Source organism: Bacillus sp. MSP13 (assembly GCF_000815295.1).
Taxonomy (GTDB): Bacteria; Bacillota; Bacilli; order Bacillales; family Bacillaceae; genus Bacillus; species Bacillus vallismortis.
This window is the reverse complement of the sequence record NZ_JXAQ01000011.1, coordinates 289,618-305,100: the sequence shown is the minus strand read 5'-3', so window position 1 is coordinate 305,100 and position 15,483 is coordinate 289,618. Positions and strand designations below refer to the sequence as shown.

The 15,483-nt window shown below is 45.1% G+C and carries 14 protein-coding genes, 1 pseudogene and 1 riboswitch; of the genes and pseudogenes, 7 read left to right on the top strand and 8 right to left on the bottom strand.

From position 1 onward, the window contains the following. Positions 1–77: 77 nt before the first annotated feature. From SC79_RS13700 to SC79_RS13690, 3 genes are read right to left on the bottom strand one after another with little or no spacing between them, the layout of a single operon-like run. A complete protein-coding gene (locus SC79_RS13700) occupies positions 78–887 on the bottom strand; it encodes an ABC transporter ATP-binding protein (protein WP_039075523.1) in 810 nt (269 codons plus the stop codon). A gap of 15 nt (positions 888–902) precedes the next feature. Beyond that, positions 903–1,913: a FecCD family ABC transporter permease gene (locus SC79_RS13695; RefSeq protein WP_039075522.1), complete on the bottom strand. Its 1,011-nt coding sequence runs from the start codon at positions 1,911–1,913 to the stop codon at positions 903–905. Further along, entirely contained in the window at positions 1,913–2,959 is a 1,047-nt protein-coding gene (locus tag SC79_RS13690) for a FecCD family ABC transporter permease (protein ID WP_039075521.1), read from the bottom strand. The genes SC79_RS13695 and SC79_RS13690 overlap by 1 nt, the downstream gene beginning before the upstream one ends. A 205-nt stretch (positions 2,960–3,164) precedes the next feature. Between SC79_RS13690 and SC79_RS13685 the strand changes: the two genes are divergently transcribed. Both SC79_RS13685 and SC79_RS13680 read left to right on the top strand, forming a co-directional pair. Beyond that, the gene (locus tag SC79_RS13685) at positions 3,165–4,112 is read left to right on the top strand and encodes an iron-hydroxamate ABC transporter substrate-binding protein (protein ID WP_039075520.1); all 948 of its coding nucleotides are present in this window, start codon (positions 3,165–3,167) and stop codon (positions 4,110–4,112) included. A gap of 55 nt (positions 4,113–4,167) precedes the next feature. Continuing rightward, positions 4,168–4,437: a hypothetical protein gene (locus tag SC79_RS13680; protein WP_010330069.1), complete on the top strand. Its 270-nt coding sequence runs from the start codon at positions 4,168–4,170 to the stop codon at positions 4,435–4,437. 38 nt (positions 4,438–4,475) lie between these two features. Here the strand turns inward: SC79_RS13680 and SC79_RS13675 are convergent, their stop codons facing one another. Further along, positions 4,476–5,876 carry an amino acid permease gene (locus tag SC79_RS13675; protein WP_039075519.1) on the bottom strand — a complete coding sequence of 467 codons (1,401 nt, stop codon included), beginning with the start codon at positions 5,874–5,876 and terminating at the stop codon, positions 4,476–4,478. Positions 5,877–5,979: 103 nt separating this feature from the next. Continuing rightward, positions 5,980–6,159: riboswitch (Lysine riboswitch) on the bottom strand. A gap of 120 nt (positions 6,160–6,279) precedes the next feature. Beyond that, on the bottom strand, positions 6,280–6,420 hold the full coding sequence (gene sspJ, locus SC79_RS13670) for a small acid-soluble spore protein SspJ (RefSeq protein ID WP_010330072.1): 141 nt from the start codon (positions 6,418–6,420) through the stop codon (positions 6,280–6,282). A gap of 164 nt (positions 6,421–6,584) precedes the next feature. On the opposite strand from sspJ, the gene SC79_RS13665 reads away from it, so the two are divergent. Both SC79_RS13665 and SC79_RS13660 read left to right on the top strand, forming a co-directional pair. Beyond that, positions 6,585–7,067: a metal-dependent hydrolase gene (locus tag SC79_RS13665; protein WP_039075518.1), complete on the top strand. Its 483-nt coding sequence runs from the start codon at positions 6,585–6,587 to the stop codon at positions 7,065–7,067. A 99-nt stretch (positions 7,068–7,166) separates the two neighbouring features. Beyond that, positions 7,167–9,020 (top strand): LTA synthase family protein, encoded by a 1,854-nt coding sequence (locus SC79_RS13660; protein WP_039075517.1) that lies wholly within the window; start codon positions 7,167–7,169, stop codon positions 9,018–9,020. Positions 9,021–9,249: 229 nt separating this feature from the next. On the opposite strand, the gene SC79_RS13655 is transcribed toward SC79_RS13660, so the two are convergent. Next, positions 9,250–10,176 carry a substrate-binding domain-containing protein gene (locus tag SC79_RS13655; RefSeq protein WP_039075516.1) on the bottom strand — a complete coding sequence of 309 codons (927 nt, stop codon included), beginning with the start codon at positions 10,174–10,176 and terminating at the stop codon, positions 9,250–9,252. Between the two features lie 110 nt (positions 10,177–10,286). Between SC79_RS13655 and modA the strand changes: the two genes are divergently transcribed. Beyond that, positions 10,287–11,069 (top strand): molybdate ABC transporter substrate-binding protein, encoded by a 783-nt coding sequence (gene modA / locus SC79_RS13650; protein WP_039075515.1) that lies wholly within the window; start codon positions 10,287–10,289, stop codon positions 11,067–11,069. Beyond that, entirely contained in the window at positions 11,041–11,733 is a 693-nt protein-coding gene (modB, locus tag SC79_RS13645) for a molybdate ABC transporter permease subunit (RefSeq protein WP_156122674.1), read from the top strand. The genes modA and modB overlap by 29 nt, the downstream gene beginning before the upstream one ends. Positions 11,734–11,762: 29 nt before the next feature. On the opposite strand, the gene pgoN is transcribed toward modB, so the two are convergent. After that, a complete protein-coding gene (pgoN, locus tag SC79_RS13640) occupies positions 11,763–12,593 on the bottom strand; it encodes a glyoxal/methylglyoxal reductase (RefSeq protein WP_039075513.1) in 831 nt (276 codons plus the stop codon). 195 nt (positions 12,594–12,788) lie between these two features. Between pgoN and yvgO the strand changes: the two are divergent. Continuing rightward, a pseudogene (yvgO, locus tag SC79_RS20115) lies at positions 12,789–13,267 on the top strand (stress response protein YvgO). A 45-nt stretch (positions 13,268–13,312) separates the two neighbouring features. Here the strand turns inward: yvgO and SC79_RS13630 are convergent. Next, positions 13,313–15,328 carry a Na+/H+ antiporter gene (locus tag SC79_RS13630; protein ID WP_039075511.1) on the bottom strand — a complete coding sequence of 672 codons (2,016 nt, stop codon included), beginning with the start codon at positions 15,326–15,328 and terminating at the stop codon, positions 13,313–13,315. Positions 15,329–15,483 lie beyond the last annotated feature (155 nt).

The window sequence follows — 15,483 nt, the reverse complement described above, 5'->3', positions numbered from 1 at the left end:
AAAATGAAGCAATCAAATGAAAAATTGTATGTTCAGGGCCGAAAATAAAAACTCCCGGCTCTGAACCGGGAGTTTTCTTACACAGAAACAAGTGTTTTTTCCTTTTTAATCAGGTCATAGGTCAAGCATACAGGTTTATTAGTGCGGGGATCAGTGACGATTTCAGCATCAATTTGAAATACCTGCTTCAAAATGTCCGGTGTCATGACCTCCAGTGCTGTGCCTTCCTTGATGACCGCGCCTTTTTTGAGCGCGATCATATAATGAGAAAAACGGGCTGCGTGGTTCAGGTCATGAATGACCATTAGAATCGTCCGTCCCTGTTCTTTGTTGAGTCTGTCAAGCAGCTGAAGAATTTCTAGCTGGTGTGCGAGATCAAGATACGTTGTCGGTTCATCCAGCAGCAGCAGTTCCGTCCCTTGCGCAAGGGCCATGGCAATCCAGACGCGCTGACGCTGTCCGCCTGACAGGGCCTCAATCGGCCGTTCAGCGTATTCAGCCATTCCTGTTTCTTCTAGCGCCCATTTGATAATCCGGCGATCTTCATCATGTAATCGGCCAAATCCTGATTGATGCGGAAACCTGCCGTACGACACCAATTCATACACCGTTAAACCGCTTGGCGCTTCAGGTGTCTGCGGCAGAATCGCCATATCTTTCGCAATGTCCTTTGTAGGCATTTTATGAATCACTTTACCGTTTAAATAGACGGCACCTGTATGTGAACGCATAATTCTGGACATTGTTTTTAATATCGTTGATTTCCCGCAGCCGTTCGGGCCGATTAAGGTAGTGATTTTCCCTTTAGGAACCGATATATTTAAATCTTCTACAATCACCCTGTCGCCATAACCGATTCCAAGCTGTTCCGTTGATAATGAATTCATATTCGGCCCCCTCCTCTAATTCGTTTTCATCAATAAATAAATAAAATAAGGCGCGCCTAACACGGAGATAACAAGGCCGACCGGAATTTCTGACGGTGCCAATACATTTCTCGCCAGCGTGTCAGCGAGCAAAAACAGAAATGCGCCGATGAAGGCCGAGACCGGTATCAGCGTCTGGTGACGGGGACCGGTAAGCCTTCTCGCCACGTGGGGCGCGATCAATCCGAGAAACGCGATCCCCCCTGCTGCTGCCACGCATGAAGCGGCAAGAGTGACCGCTGCCAGAAGGAGAATCCGTCTTTCCCTTTCAACAGCAGTGCCCAGTCCGGTCGCTAATTGATCTCCGAGCTGCAAAATGTTCAAATAGCGTGCCTTATATAAAGTAAACGGAAGCAAGATCACAATCCAAGGAAGGATCGCCCAGATCATATTCCAGTTCGCCCCCCAGATCGAGCCGGAAATCCAAACCGCGGCTTGCATAAAATCATGAGGGTCCATCTTGAGCTGAAAAATCAGCAGCAGAGCGTTAAATCCGGCATTCACGCCAATACCGACTAAAATCAGCCGAATCGGTGTCACACCTTTTTTCCAAGCCAGAAGATAAATGAGAAACGCGGCGAGGAATGCGCCCGCCAAAGCACTGAACGGAAGCATAAATGTTCCGAAAAAGCTGAGATTTGAAGCTGATTCTTGAAAAAAGTATATAAAAAGCACAACAGCAAGCGAGCCGCCGGCGTTAATGCCGAGAATGCCGGGCTCAGCCAGATCATTTTGAGACACGCTTTGCAAAATGGCGCCGGCAACAGCGATTCCTGCCCCAACGAGCAATGAAAGGATGATCCGCGGCAGCCTGAACTCAAATAAGACAAGTTGATCACGCGCCATTCCTTGGCCGAAAAAAACTTGGAGCGTTTTAAGCGGTGCAATTTTGATGACACCCAAATTCAAGCTGATAAAAAAGACCATTACGATCAGCAGAAAGGTCACAGCCATCACAACGAGCGGTTTTTTCTTTTTCGTTTTCATTACAGCCCTCTCCTTTCCCGGCGTGCCAAGTAAAAGAAAAAGGGAACACCGATGAGAGAGGTCAGCGCGCCGACAGGTGTTTCAAAGGGCGCGTTTACAAGTCTTGCCGCAATGTCAGCAAACACGAGCAAAACGGCGCCAAGCACCGCCGAGCAAGGAATGATCCATCGATAATCCACACCGACCAAAAAGCGGGTAATATGCGGTATAATCAGCCCGATGAATGCGATGGTGCCGGCAATAGAAACAGCAGCTCCCGTCAAAATTACAACGACAAGCATGCCAACCACCTTCACCGCCGATGTATATTGTCCAAGCCCTTTCGCCAGCTCGTCACCGAGACTTAACACTGTCACAGACCGGGCGATGATAAACGCCAGCGTTAAACCGGCTGCCCCCGCGAGAAGCAAGAGATGGACACCTGACCATGTCACGCCAGCTACCCCGCCAGCATACCAAAAACTGATATCTTGAGCGACATCAAAGCGGATGGCAACGGCAGTTGAAATGCCTGTAAAAAAATAAGAAACTGCTGATCCTGCCAGCGCAAGCTTTACCGGCGTAAGTCCGCCCCTTGAAAACATGCCAATCCCCATTACCGTAGATGCCCCGAGCCCCGCTCCTGCAAAGGACCATAACACAAGCCCCATCATAGAAAGTCCGGGAAAAAAAGCAAATGCAATCGAAACGGCAAACGCAGAGCCTGATGTCACGCCCATAATCGAAGGTTCTGCCAAAGGGTTCCTCGTCATCCCCTGCATGATCGCGCCCGACACCGCTAACAAAGCGCCGACAAGCGCAGCGGCAACCGTTCTCGGCAGCCGAAGGTCGTGTATGATTTGATGGGAAGTCTCTTTCGGCTGAAAATGAAAAATGGCGTCCCACACCGTGCGCAAATGAATATCGGCCGCACCGAGGGATATGGATAAAAGCGCGCCAAGACATAATAAGCCTATCCCTGCAATAAGGACAATAACCGCGCCAAAAGACCTGGACGTCCATTGGTTTTCTTCTGATATCATCTGTATATTTTTCCTTTGACTCAACAGCCGAACTTCCTTTCTAATACTGATAATGATTATCAATTATTGTTCCAGTATATCAATTTTTCTGCTAATGGAATAGAGCGTTCTGAATAAAATGAGCATAGGATTGCAAAAAATACCGTGTCCAACTGGCTCTTGCAATGGTATAATCACATTTGATAATGATTCTCTTTATCATCTATTTTCTGGAAAGAAGGTATGAGATATGAACCATATATACAAGAAACTCGGAGCCGCGTGTTTTGCCTTGCTATTGATTGCGGCACTGGCAGCCTGCGGGAATCACTCTGAAAGCAAAGGATCTTCCTCTGATTCAAACGCCGGAGAAACCGTTACATATAAGGCTGAAAACGGCAATGTGAAGATTCCTAAGCATCCTAAACGGGTGGTTGTCATGGCTGACGGCTACTACGGCTACTTCAAGACACTCGGCATCAACGTCGTCGGTGCGCCTGAGAACGTATTTAAAAACCCTTACTATAAAGGGAAAACCGACGGTGTCACAAACATCGGAGACGGTACTTCCGTTGAAAAAGTCATTGATTTGAATCCTGACTTGATTATCGTTTGGACAACGCAAGGCGCTGATATTAAAAAACTTGAAAAAATCGCGCCGACCGTCGCGGTAACATACGACAAGCTCGACAATATTGAGCAACTGAAAGAGTTCGCAAAAATGACGGGAACTGAAGATAAAGCAGAAAAATGGCTGGCTGAGTGGGATAACAAAGTTGCTGCGGCTAAAACAAAAATCAAAAAAGCCGTGGGTGACAAAACAGTCTCCATTATGCAATCGAACGGAAAAGATATCTACGTATTCGGAAAAGATTTCGGAAGAGGCGGAAGCATCATTTACAAAGATCTCGGTTTGCAAGCTACAAAGCTGACAAAGGAAAAAGCCATTGATCAAGGCCCGGGATATACAAGTATTTCATTAGAGAGGCTCCCTGACTTCGCCGGAGATTATATTTTCGCAGGTCCATGGCAAGCAGGCGGCGATGATGGCGGCGTATTTGAAAGCTCCATTTGGAAAAATCTAAACGCCGTTAAACATGGCCATGTCTTTAAGATGGACCCGATAGGCTTCTACTTCTCTGACCCGATCTCATTAGAAGGACAGCTGACATTTATTACGGAAAGCTTAACAAAATAACAAAAGAGCCGCCTGCCCGCGGCTCTTTTGCCACATCTATAAGGAGCGGCTCATTTTGAACCACATCGGATATTTTCTTTCGCAATTCATATTTAGCCTCATCATCATCGCGATCAGTTTTTTTAACGGTCTCTATATCGGAAAACCCTTTTCTAGTGTGCTTCTTGTATTTATCTTAGTGCTCGTTCTGTTTGATTTGCTGGAAAGGCTGAAAAAACGTTTTTTGCATATTCGATTATCAGTCAAAATTTTTCTCTCAATTTCTGCTTTCCTGTCAGCAGTTTTAACAATCGGATTACTAACGGGAGAAATGATGATTTTATAACAAAAGACACCTGACAAAGCGAATCAGGTGTCTTTTGTTTATGCTTTCTGAAACTTTTTAACAACAAATGGATAAACGATCAATCCGACAAAGAATAAACCGATGCCGAGAATAAATGTCGTTAAATCCGCTGTGCCTGTTATGATGACAAACAATGAGTACGCGCACGCTAATATCGCGATCAATCCGTCTTTGACACGGGAGCCTCTCAGCTGGTCATACGTTTCACCTTTGATGACAAGCTTCAAGCTGTAAATCGCTGATACTAAATACGGGATTAAATAGGCAAGCGTTGCCGCTGTCGTTAAAAACGTAAATGCGTCACTTATTGTCCGGGAAATAACCGAGAAAATGAAGACTTGTGACATGACATTTGTAATGATAAGTGCGATAACCGGACTTCCCTTTTTGTTCGTTTTCGCAAAGAATGCCGGAAAATCCCCCGCTTTAGCCGCTTGATATGGAACCTCAGAGCCGAGCAAAATCCAGCCGAGCATCGTTCCGAATAAACAAAGGATGGCCAAAAGTGCCATAATCACGCTTCCCGCGTTTCCAACAATCGCATACAGCACATCAACAAACGGTTTTTCAGAACCGACAAGCTTATCATGCGGCAGAACACCCATGGTAATCAAAGTCACAATAATATAAATGCTCAATGCAATCACCAATCCGGTAATTGTCGCGCGTTTCACCTCACGCTGAGAGCGCGCACGGCCTGACAGAATAACCGCTGATTCAATGCCGACAAACGCCCACAGTGTAGAAATCGCGGCGTTATGCACCTGCCCGCCAATTCCAATGCTTGTGCCGTTTTCTCCTTGAACCGGGAAATAAAATTGATCGAATAATGCCGTTTGAAATACAAACAATCCGGCAACGATAAAGAAGACAAAACCTAATACTTTAGAAAGCGTCGTGACAAAGTTCAATTTACTTGCACCGTTAATGCTTGTAACGAGAATCGTGTGCGTGCCCCATAACAAGATCGTACATACAGCAAACGTCAGCAATTGGCCAAGAGTCACCTCTTGCCCGCCGATCGAAAACATTTCACGTTTATCAACCAGGATCGGGAAGAACGAAGTCAAGTAACCTGCGAGACTTGTGATAATCGCCACGTTACTGATCCAGCTCGCCACCCAGTAGCCCCATACCATTGTGAAACCGGCCGCGTTCCCTTTTTTCGGATCAGAGAACAGCGCCCTTGCATAACTCTGCGGTCCCGCTTTCAGTTCAGGCTTGCGGATGGACAAGTGTCCGAAGACAAGTGCAATCATCAGCACGCCGGCACCTGTCAAAAGCCAAGCGGACGTGGCGCCAAACGGACTCGCGATTGAAGCAAGCGAGCTCGGCAAGGAGAAAATTCCCGATCCTACCATATTTCCAACGACAAACGCCGTTAATAACCAAAAACCCCATTTTTTCGTCTGTTCCATTCCAGTACCTCCATGATTCTTTGTACGGACCAGACCCCGAGATCATGTAAACGCAAAAAAAGCCTGAACAAAAGTCCATGCTTAAAGAAACACACACCCTTGATCTCCGGATAGCCCTCCGCGAAAAAGCACGCGGCAGTCCTGCACTTATTCAGATACAGTCCCAGCATAGAGAAGGATCGGCTTTCTCCACACTTCGGCGCTGATGCCTTTTACACATGTTAAACAGCTCCTGTCAGCCTGGCATGTGCTACTCATCATCCGCGCAACCTCTACCTCACTGAGAAAGAGTGAGGATTTAATGATTCAGTTACTTACTCCCAGAAGGTTATCAAAGAAAGGATGATCTGTCAAAGGGAACAGATGGAAATACGGATAGAGCCCTAGCCCTATCCGCATATGATTACCGATTATTTTTCTTTTTTTGCACTGCTTCTTGAAGCGGATCATCTTTTAAGGCTGAACCCGCATCTTCAAGAGCTCCCTGAATGACGTTTTTTTCTTTTTCAGAACGTTTTCCTTTATCTTTATTAAAGAAATCCATTCGAATCACCTCTTTTAGAAAATAGGTACATGATTAAGATGCCTTTTTCTCAAAAAATTATACGGGAAATGTTTTATCGTCCAAAGTCCTGTTGATCAAACATACATTCTCTTGCTATATTTGTATTTCAGAGATTTTTGCAAAAGATAAAGGAGAAGCGGAAAATGACAGGAAAAACACACATCATGGGAGGCATCGCTTCTTGTACGGCAGCGGCTTATTATTATGGATTTGATCCTGCGCTTATGGCAGCGTCCGGCGCGGTTGGGGCATTGATTCCCGATATCTGCCACACGCAAAGCAAAATCGGGAGAAGATTTCCTATCCTTGCGAAAGTCGTCAGCTCCGTTTTTGGCCATCGGACGTTTACGCACAGCCTGCTGTTTCTGCTCATCATGTTTTTTATCACGGCCACATATATTCCAGATCAAAACATATCAACCGGACTGATGATCGGAATGGCGAGCCACTTGATCCTTGACGCTTGGACGGTGAACGGAATTAAACTGCTATTCCCATCAACGATTCGCGTGAGGCTCCCATTATATATGAAGACAGGCAGTTTTTCTGAGCAGCTTGTATTAGCCGGCCTGACAATTGCTTCATGTTACTACTTTTATATGCTGTTTCATGGACACATGATTTAAACGTGAGTGCTGACGCTTGTTCTAACGGGCTGTTTTTAGTAGATTTTACATAAGAAGCATTTCATGCAGATAACCAAGAAAACGTGAGGAGCCATATTAATGAAAGGAACCTTTTTTCATAATCAGCGGTTTTTATGTATATCAATCGTATTCATGTGGATGAAAACGTATGCAATTTATAAACTCGGCTTTCATTTGCAGATTGATTCCCTATTGGAGGAGCTAATACTGCTGATCAATCCGCTCAGCTTTATCCTTCCTTTATTCGGGATTGGCCTGCTCCTGAAAGATATCAAGCAGCGGGTCTTTTTGCTGATTGCCAATTTGGTTCTGACTGCCATCTTGATCTCCAATACGATTTTTTACGGCTTTTATATCGATTTTATTACCATCCCGGTTTTGTTTCAGGCCAGTAACATGAGCGATATGGGCAGCAGTGTAAAAGAACTGTTCAACCCTTTGTTTATCGCTCTGTTTGCGGATATGGTTTGTTTGCTGCTGCTTGCCCGAAAAGAGAAGAAACCGCAGACAAAAGCAGCCCCCCGCACGATTAAACGGTACTATGCCGCTTCCTGCGGCATGATTCTCTGCACTCTGACACTGGCAGAAGTACAGCAGCCGAAGCTTTTGTCACATTCCTTTGACCGGGAAATGCTCGTCAAAAGCATCGGGCTGTTTCAATTCCATATATACGATACGGTTTCTCAAACTGTCAATGTAAGCGCGAAGGCATTTGCCAATGAAGACAGCATGACTGCGATTAAAAACTATACAGAGGCTGATTACAGCAAGCCTGACCAAAGCAAATTCGGGCTGGCGAAGGGGCGCAACGTCATTTTTGTAACGCTTGAATCGACCCAAAGCTTTGTTTTGAATGAAAAGGTAAATGGAAAAGAAATCACCCCGTTTATGAATGATTTCATCAAAAAAAGCTATTCCTTTGATCATTTCTATCAGCAAACAGAACAAGGCAAAACATCCGATTCAGAATTCATCGTCGCTAATTCGCTGTATCCTTCCCTTAGCGGCGCCGTCTTTTTCACAAAAAGCGACCATCAATTTCACACGATGTACAAATCGCTGAAACAACATGATTATTACTCAGCTGTTTTTCACGCCAACCATAAAACATTTTGGAACCGAGATGTAATGTACGAGACATTTGGGATTGACCGCTTTTTTGATGTTGATGATTTCCATGTCACTTCTGGGACATCGACAAGCTGGGGCCTGAAGGATAAGGAATTTTTAGAACAGTCAGCCGGCAAGCTCAATAGTCTGCCGCAGCCGTTTTACAGCAATTTCATCACGCTGACGAATCATTTTCCGTTTGAGATTAATGAAAAGGATCAGCTGATAGATGAATTTGATTCCAGCAGTGACCTGTTAAACCGCTATGTGACCACGGTGCGCTATGAAGATGAGGCGTTGAAGCACTTTATCAAAAAACTGAAGGATGAAGGTTTATACGAAAATTCGATGATTGTATTCATGGGAGATCATTATGGCATTTCTGAAGCCCATAATGAGGCGATGGCAGCGTTTTTAGGGAAAGATGAAATTACGCCGTATGACAACGTTCAGCTCCAGCGGGTGCCATTTATCATACATATCCCGGGAATCACAGATCAAAAGCCGGAAACCATCCATGATGCCGGAGGACAGGTCGACGTCAGGCCGACACTGATGCATCTTCTCGGCATTGAGACAAAGGGCGATATCCAATTCGGCAATGATTTGCTTTCAAACGACCGAACGCCATTCACCGTACTGCGAAACGGCAGTTTTATTACGAACGACTATATCTATACGAAAAACACGTGCTACAGCCAACAAACAGGGGAAGTGCTGGAAGACCAGGACGCATGCCTCCCTTATAAAGAGAAGGCAACTGAAGAGCTGTCTCTCTCTGATAAAATTTTAAACGGTGACCTGCTCAGATTTTCTGAATGACAAAATCCCTCTTTACAGAGGGATTTGCAGATTGTTGACAAAGTCATAAAACGGGTTTCGTTTTATGACTTTGTCATCTTTTCAGCGTGATTGAAAACCCTTGAAGTCTAGGAAGGACGAGCATTGGAGCACAGCGAACGTAGCTATTCGTGAGCACCAACGCGCAGGACTGACAACGAATGCGAGGGTTTGTCGACACGCTGAAAATCCCTCTTTACAGAGGGATTTTTCACGTTTCAAACATCACTTTTCCAGTCAGATTCGTTTGATAGCCGTTTAAATGAGATAGACTCGCTTTGTAGTCCTCAGAGTTCAAGATCTCCTTCACAGCTTTCACCAGCTGCTCCTGTTTTTTCAAAACGACGATATCATATTGTTCGTCGATGAGCGGGATAAAATCCACACTGCCCATATGTGCCGCGTGCTGCGCTCCGATTCCCGCGTCAGCCTGTCCGCTTGAGACTTGTGAAGCGACTGCGTAATGATCGGTCACGATATCGCCGTATCCCTTTATGTCAGCCGGATTCACACCAAGTAAGCCAAGCTGTTCATCAAGCAGCACTCTGGCGCCCGAACCCTTTTCCCTGTTGATCATCCGAATATCTGCCCTTCTTAGGTCATCCCAGCCTTGAATGTTTTTTGGATTCCCTTTTTGCACATACAGTCCGGCTTTGCGGAGAACGGCGTTGATCAGGCAAAACGGTTCGCCTGACAAGATCCGTTTTGCATAAGGCGCATTATATTGCCCCGTTTCCGCATCATACAAATGCAGGCTGACAATGTCACACTTGCCTTGATACATATCAATCAGGCTGTTTAAGCTCCCTTTGTATTTCCTAAGCGGCGTCTCCTGAATCACATTCTCCAAATGTTTGCTGAGCAGATCCATCGAAATGTCCTGTCCGCTGATCATGACATTCTTTCTGCCATCCGGTTCCGCCTCCTGCATCTGTTTCGGCTCTTCGGCAACGGCAATGGGCTGAGACATTCTCATATTCGTTTTATATTGCTTTAAATCTTCTTCGTCAACACGCATCTGCCTTCCGACACGGTAAGCAGGAAGCACGCCTTTTTTAATCAAATCATAAACGGTCAGCTTTGATACCTTTAGCAGACCTGCAACTTCTTCTATTGTATAGGAAGAGGTTTCATTCATTATCATCACCTCCCTATTTTATTATACCTTTTCAACGAATGTATAAAAACCCACATAAACCAAACATAATCAGTTATAATTAGATATAACTAATTATAAGGGGTGTAATCATGTTTAAGAAGTATTTCATGTTAACAGCAGCCTTAACGGCTATTCTGCTTTCAGCAGGCTGCACCGCAAACCAGTCTTCAACGGATAGCGGGGAAAACGTAACGTTAACCATTTCAGCTGCTGCCAGTGCACAGGATGCGCTTGAGGAAATCCAACAGAACTATGAAAAAGAACATCAACACATCACAATCCAAAATAACTATGGCTCATCAGGCGCCTTGCAAAAACAGATTTCTCAAGGAGCAGGGGCAGATCTGTTCTTCTCAGCTGCTGAGGATAAATTTCAAAAGCTGGTGGATGACGGCGATATCGCCAAAAAAGACAGCACTGATTTAGTTGGCAATGAAATCGTGCTGGTCGTGCCGAAAAACGGAGATTCGCCTGTGACAAGCTTCAGCAATCTGGCTGATTCAGAAAAAATCGCCCTTGGAACGCCGGAATCCGTGCCGGCAGGAGCTTACGGGAAAGAATCACTGACAAAGCTGTCTCTATGGGACAAAGTAAAGGATAAGATCGTTTACGGAAAAGACGTCCGCCAAGTTCTTTCTTATGTTGAAACCGGCAATGTGGACGCAGGCATTGTTTATAAAACAGATGCCCTGATCTCAAAAAAAGTCAACATCACTGACGAGGCAAAAGCAGATACCCACAGCCCGATTGTCTATCCGCTAGGAATCGTAAAAGATACAAAACACCGTAAGGAAGCGAAGGAATTTTACGATTACCTGCAATCCGATGAAGCAATGAAAGTTTTTGAGAAATATGGTTTTACTGCTAAGTAACATAAGCGCTTCAGCGTTTTTCACACCTATTGTGCTTTCCTTTCAGGTCGCGGCAGTTGCCGGAATTGCTGTCATTATTCTCGGAACACTGGCTGGGTCATGGATGTCGCGGGCAACATTTTTCGGAAAAACGGCGCTCGAAACTTTGTTTATGCTTCCGCTCGTTCTTCCGCCTACTGTTGTCGGTTTTATCTTGATCGTCATTTTCGGAAAGCACAGTTTTATCGGACAGGCCATCGAGTGGGTCTTTCATCAGCCTGTCATCTTCACCTGGTGGGCCGCTGTAATCGCCTCGGCTGTTGTGGCCTTTCCGCTTATGTATCAATCCGCCAAAACCGGATTTGCTGACATTGATCGCGATATACAAGGTGCTGCAATGGTAGACGGTGCCAGCAGATGGAAGATATTTATCCATATTTCCATCCCGCTCGCCTATCCCTCATTGCTGACCGGAAGCATCCTCAGCCTTGCACGGGCGCTCGGAGAGTTTGGCGCAACACTCATGTTTGCAGGAAACATCCCCGGTGTTACGCAAACATTGCCAACAGCTATTTATGTCGCATTGGATTCCGGCAACAATACCCTTGCTTGGGCGTGGGTCGTCTGTATTGTCGTCATTTCCTTTTTGATGCTGTTTTTTATTCAGCAGAAAAAAACACACTAAAAAACTCCCCAATAACGGGGAGTTTTTGATTAAAACAGAAGCTCATCGGGATTTGGGCCGACACGCTCATCTTTGTTTAACGCGTCGATTTTATTCATGTCTTCCTGGGACAATTCAAAATCAAAGATATCAGCATTTTCGATAATGCGGTGTTCTTTGATAGATTTCGGAATCGTGACAACCTCGTGCTGCAGATCCCAGCGCAAAATCACTTGAGCCACAGATTTATTGTGTTTTTCAGCAATCTCTGCAAGCACTTCGTTATCCAAAAGCTGTCCCTGCATGAGCGGAGACCATGCTTCCAGCTGGATGCCTTGATGTTTACAATAGTCTCTTAATTCTTTTTGCGTCAAACGCGGGTGAAATTCCACTTGGTTTACCATCGGTTTGATTTCAGCGTCTTTCAGCAATTCTTCTAAATGATGAACTTGGAAATTGCTGACGCCGATCGCGCGGATTTTTCCGTCCTTGTACAGCTTTTCAAGCGCGCGCCACGTATCTTTATATTTATCCTTGCCAGGCCAGTGGATTAAATATAGATCTAAGTAATCTAACTGAAGTCTTTCCAGGCTTTTTTCAAAGGCAGCAAGCGTTGTTTCGTAGCCTTGGTCTTCATTCCATACTTTTGATGTAATGAAGAGCTCTTCTCTTGCCACACCGGATTCTTTAATTCCAATGCCAACGCCTTCTTCATTTTTGTAGACAGCTGCTGTATCAATGCTGCGGTAACCGTTTTTAATCGCCGCTTTCACAGATTCAGTCGCTTCACTTCCGTTTTCTACTTTAAAAACACCTAGACCGAACCAAGGCATTTCAACTCCGTTATGTAACTTTACAGTATCATTTAAACTTGTTGCCACTTGAACATCCACCCTTTCATTGAAATATAAGCGTCTATATTATCTCACACTCATCCGAGCCGATACCAATAATACGCTTAAAATCCTCTTTCTGCTTCTTTTCTCACATCAAGGGCAGCCGCACACTATTTTTTCCTATTTGAATGAGGTGGGAATCCATTATTGTAAACACATATAAAAAACAAAGGAAACAACTTGAAACGTATTCGTATCCCAATGACACTCGCGCTCGGTGCCGCTTTGACAATTGCCCCTTTGTCCTTTTCTTCAGCTGAAGAAAAAACCCGCTCCGAAGACCACGACGGCCGGAACATCTGCCGCTGAGATCGGTTTGCATGTAAACCTTGATGTGCTTGGCATTGCCAATCAGATTGCTGACGCTATTAAATCCGCACAGAACCGGGATGGATTTGTGAAAAACCTTATGGAGACTTCCTTCTACGCTTCCGGCCAGAAATACAACGTTATGATATGTAATTTGAGCCAGGAATATGAAGATCACTTAAACGGTGTGCAATTTTTACGGTTCAGCCGTTTACGACGGCATGACGTACGGCATTTGGGTATTTGAAGATGGAATCTTTACAAACAAAGGTGATGGCCGCTGGATCAACTGGGTCTTTAGAGGCTGGTTTGATCGGGATGGCAGCACTGTCGAATTCCATCGTCCTTAATATAGAAAAAGGCTGACGCTCTAGCGCCAGCTTTTTTTGCTTCATCTATTCGCCGCCTTCAAGCATGGCGGCTTCCACATCATTAATGTATTGGCGAAGCTCGTGGGAGATATCCCGGGAAATTTCCCGCTTCTCGAAGAGTGTTTGAATTTCATTTCTGATCGCCTGCACAGCCTTCAACTTCACTTCCAGCTTCTGAGCTTCAAATTGGGCGCTAGATTTCAGGTCATGATGGCTGTGTTCCAGCCTGAAAATTAACTGTTTATAAAACGCAATGACAGATAAAAGCACTTCTTTATGTTCTTCCGTCTTCTGTTTTTCAAGATATGCAATTGCTGCTTTCGCCGTTTTCACTCTCGTTGCCTGTATCAGTCCCGCTTCATTTAAAATCGACATCTCCGGCTTTTTATGTTCACCAAAGAAAATCCAATACATCAGCCGCTTGAGCCTTGTTTTTGATAACCCGACTTTAAATGGGTTGCCATACAAAATTTCTAATTCATTAAACCGTTCTTGCAGCACGTTTGCCGTTTCTTCCGGAATGTCTCCCCGCTCTCGCATTTCCATCAACGCCTCTTGCTCAGCGATAATGGCTTGCGCCCTGAGTTTTCGCTCTAGCTTTTTAATACGATTGGATGATGTATACTGCTGAAAACGAAGATTTTTCATCTTTTCATTGTATTCCCCTATTACCGCCAGAGAGGCTGTTTTGTTTGTATCATTCATGTCCGCTTTTATCGTTTGGAGAGCTATTTTAATTAATTTGCGTCTCGCCGTCAGCCATTTTTCATTTCGTTTCTCATCCTCTGCTTCTTTTTCCGTTAGAAGAGGCAGGACAACGGCAGCAATGACTAAAGTGCATAAGATGACGCCGGCCGCTAAAAAGAGAATCAGATTTCTTTCCGGAAACCGTGTGCCATCCTCCAGAAAATAGGGAATAGAGAAAGAACCCGCAAGCGTTACAGCTCCGCGCACCCCGGAAATCGAAAGCAACAGTGTCGAACGAAGACCCGGTTTATAAATGTTTTGATCCATATTAAAGAACCACTTCCCATTCCAGAAGAACAGCACCCACAGAAATCTTAGCAGCATTAGCGTAAATGTGATCACCAGAATATAGCTAATCACCTGCATGTTGCTCACTGCGGTGTCATTAAAGATGACAGAAATGACGTCCGGAATCTGTGCCCCGAGGATAACGAAGACCAGGCCGTTCAAAATAAATAAAATAATGTTCCATGTACTCGAGGAGACGATTTGCAGTTTGGCCATCGTTGACGATTCCAGCCGATCCTGTTCAACCGCATGGATGATTCCACCCGCCACAACAGCTAAAATACCGGAAACGCCGATTTCTTCCGCTGCCAAATAAATCACAAACGGCGTCAGAATTTGAATCAGCATATGCATTGTGACATCCTGCATGCCGAGACGGCGCAAAAAGAGGCGAAAGCGGATAATCAAGAATGAAATGACAACTCCGCACAGCAAGCCCCCGAGAGAAATAAAGACAAAGCTGACAGCCGCTTGCGCTAATGAAAATGTACCGGTCACTGCTGCCGCAATCGCAAACTTAAAGGCCACCAGACCTGATGCATCATTCATCAGCCCCTCCCCTTCAAGCAGGCGAAGAATCCCTTTTGGCATTTTCACTCTTCCTGATAATGCGCTGACAGCGACGACATCAGTCGGTGAAAGAATGGCCGCAAGTCCAAAAGCCGCTGCCAGCGGAATAGCAGGAATCATCCAGTGAATCGTGTATCCGCCTACAATCACAGTCGCAAATACAAGGCCGAGTGCAAGCAATAAAATCGGAGCGCGTAAATTCCAAAGCTCCGCCCGCGGCGTTCTCTTTCCATCATTAAATAGGAGAGGCGCGATAAACAGAACAAAAAACAATTCGGTGTTTAACTCAAAATGAAGCCCCTGTTGAAATGAGGCCGCAAGAATCCCCAGCGCCACTTGAATCAGAGGCACGGGAATAAACGGAATAAACCGGTTCACGATATTGGATATCGCAATAATCGTTAATAAAACGAGAACAACTAAAAATATGTCCAAAGACATGACCTCCTTCGTCTGCTGTGTTCCATAGATCGTCGGTGAATGCTTGTCTAAAAAGAGGCTGAATCTCGGACAGTCTACATCCGAGAGGTAATACCGCAGGAGTTCTCTCCACTTCTCTTCTTTTATAGTACCCTTTTCAGAATATAATT

Excerpts from the sequence above, each read along its gene's own strand:
- SC79_RS13700 (WP_039075523.1), bottom strand. The coding sequence starts at position 887 with ATGAATTCATTATCAACGGAACAGCTTGGAATCGGTTATGGCGACAGG.
- SC79_RS13695 (WP_039075522.1), bottom strand. The coding sequence starts at position 1,913 with ATGAAAACGAAAAAGAAAAAACCGCTCGTTGTGATGGCTGTGACCTTT.
- SC79_RS13685 (WP_039075520.1), top strand. The coding sequence starts at position 3,165 with ATGAACCATATATACAAGAAACTCGGAGCCGCGTGTTTTGCCTTGCTA.
- SC79_RS13675 (WP_039075519.1), bottom strand. The coding sequence starts at position 5,876 with ATGGAACAGACGAAAAAATGGGGTTTTTGGTTATTAACGGCGTTTGTC.
- sspJ (WP_010330072.1), bottom strand. The coding sequence starts at position 6,420 with ATGGATTTCTTTAATAAAGATAAAGGAAAACGTTCTGAAAAAGAAAAA.
- SC79_RS13665 (WP_039075518.1), top strand. The coding sequence starts at position 6,585 with ATGACAGGAAAAACACACATCATGGGAGGCATCGCTTCTTGTACGGCA.
- SC79_RS13660 (WP_039075517.1), top strand. The coding sequence starts at position 7,167 with ATGAAAGGAACCTTTTTTCATAATCAGCGGTTTTTATGTATATCAATC.
- SC79_RS13655 (WP_039075516.1), bottom strand. The coding sequence starts at position 10,176 with ATGAATGAAACCTCTTCCTATACAATAGAAGAAGTTGCAGGTCTGCTA.
- modA (WP_039075515.1), top strand. The coding sequence starts at position 10,287 with ATGTTTAAGAAGTATTTCATGTTAACAGCAGCCTTAACGGCTATTCTG.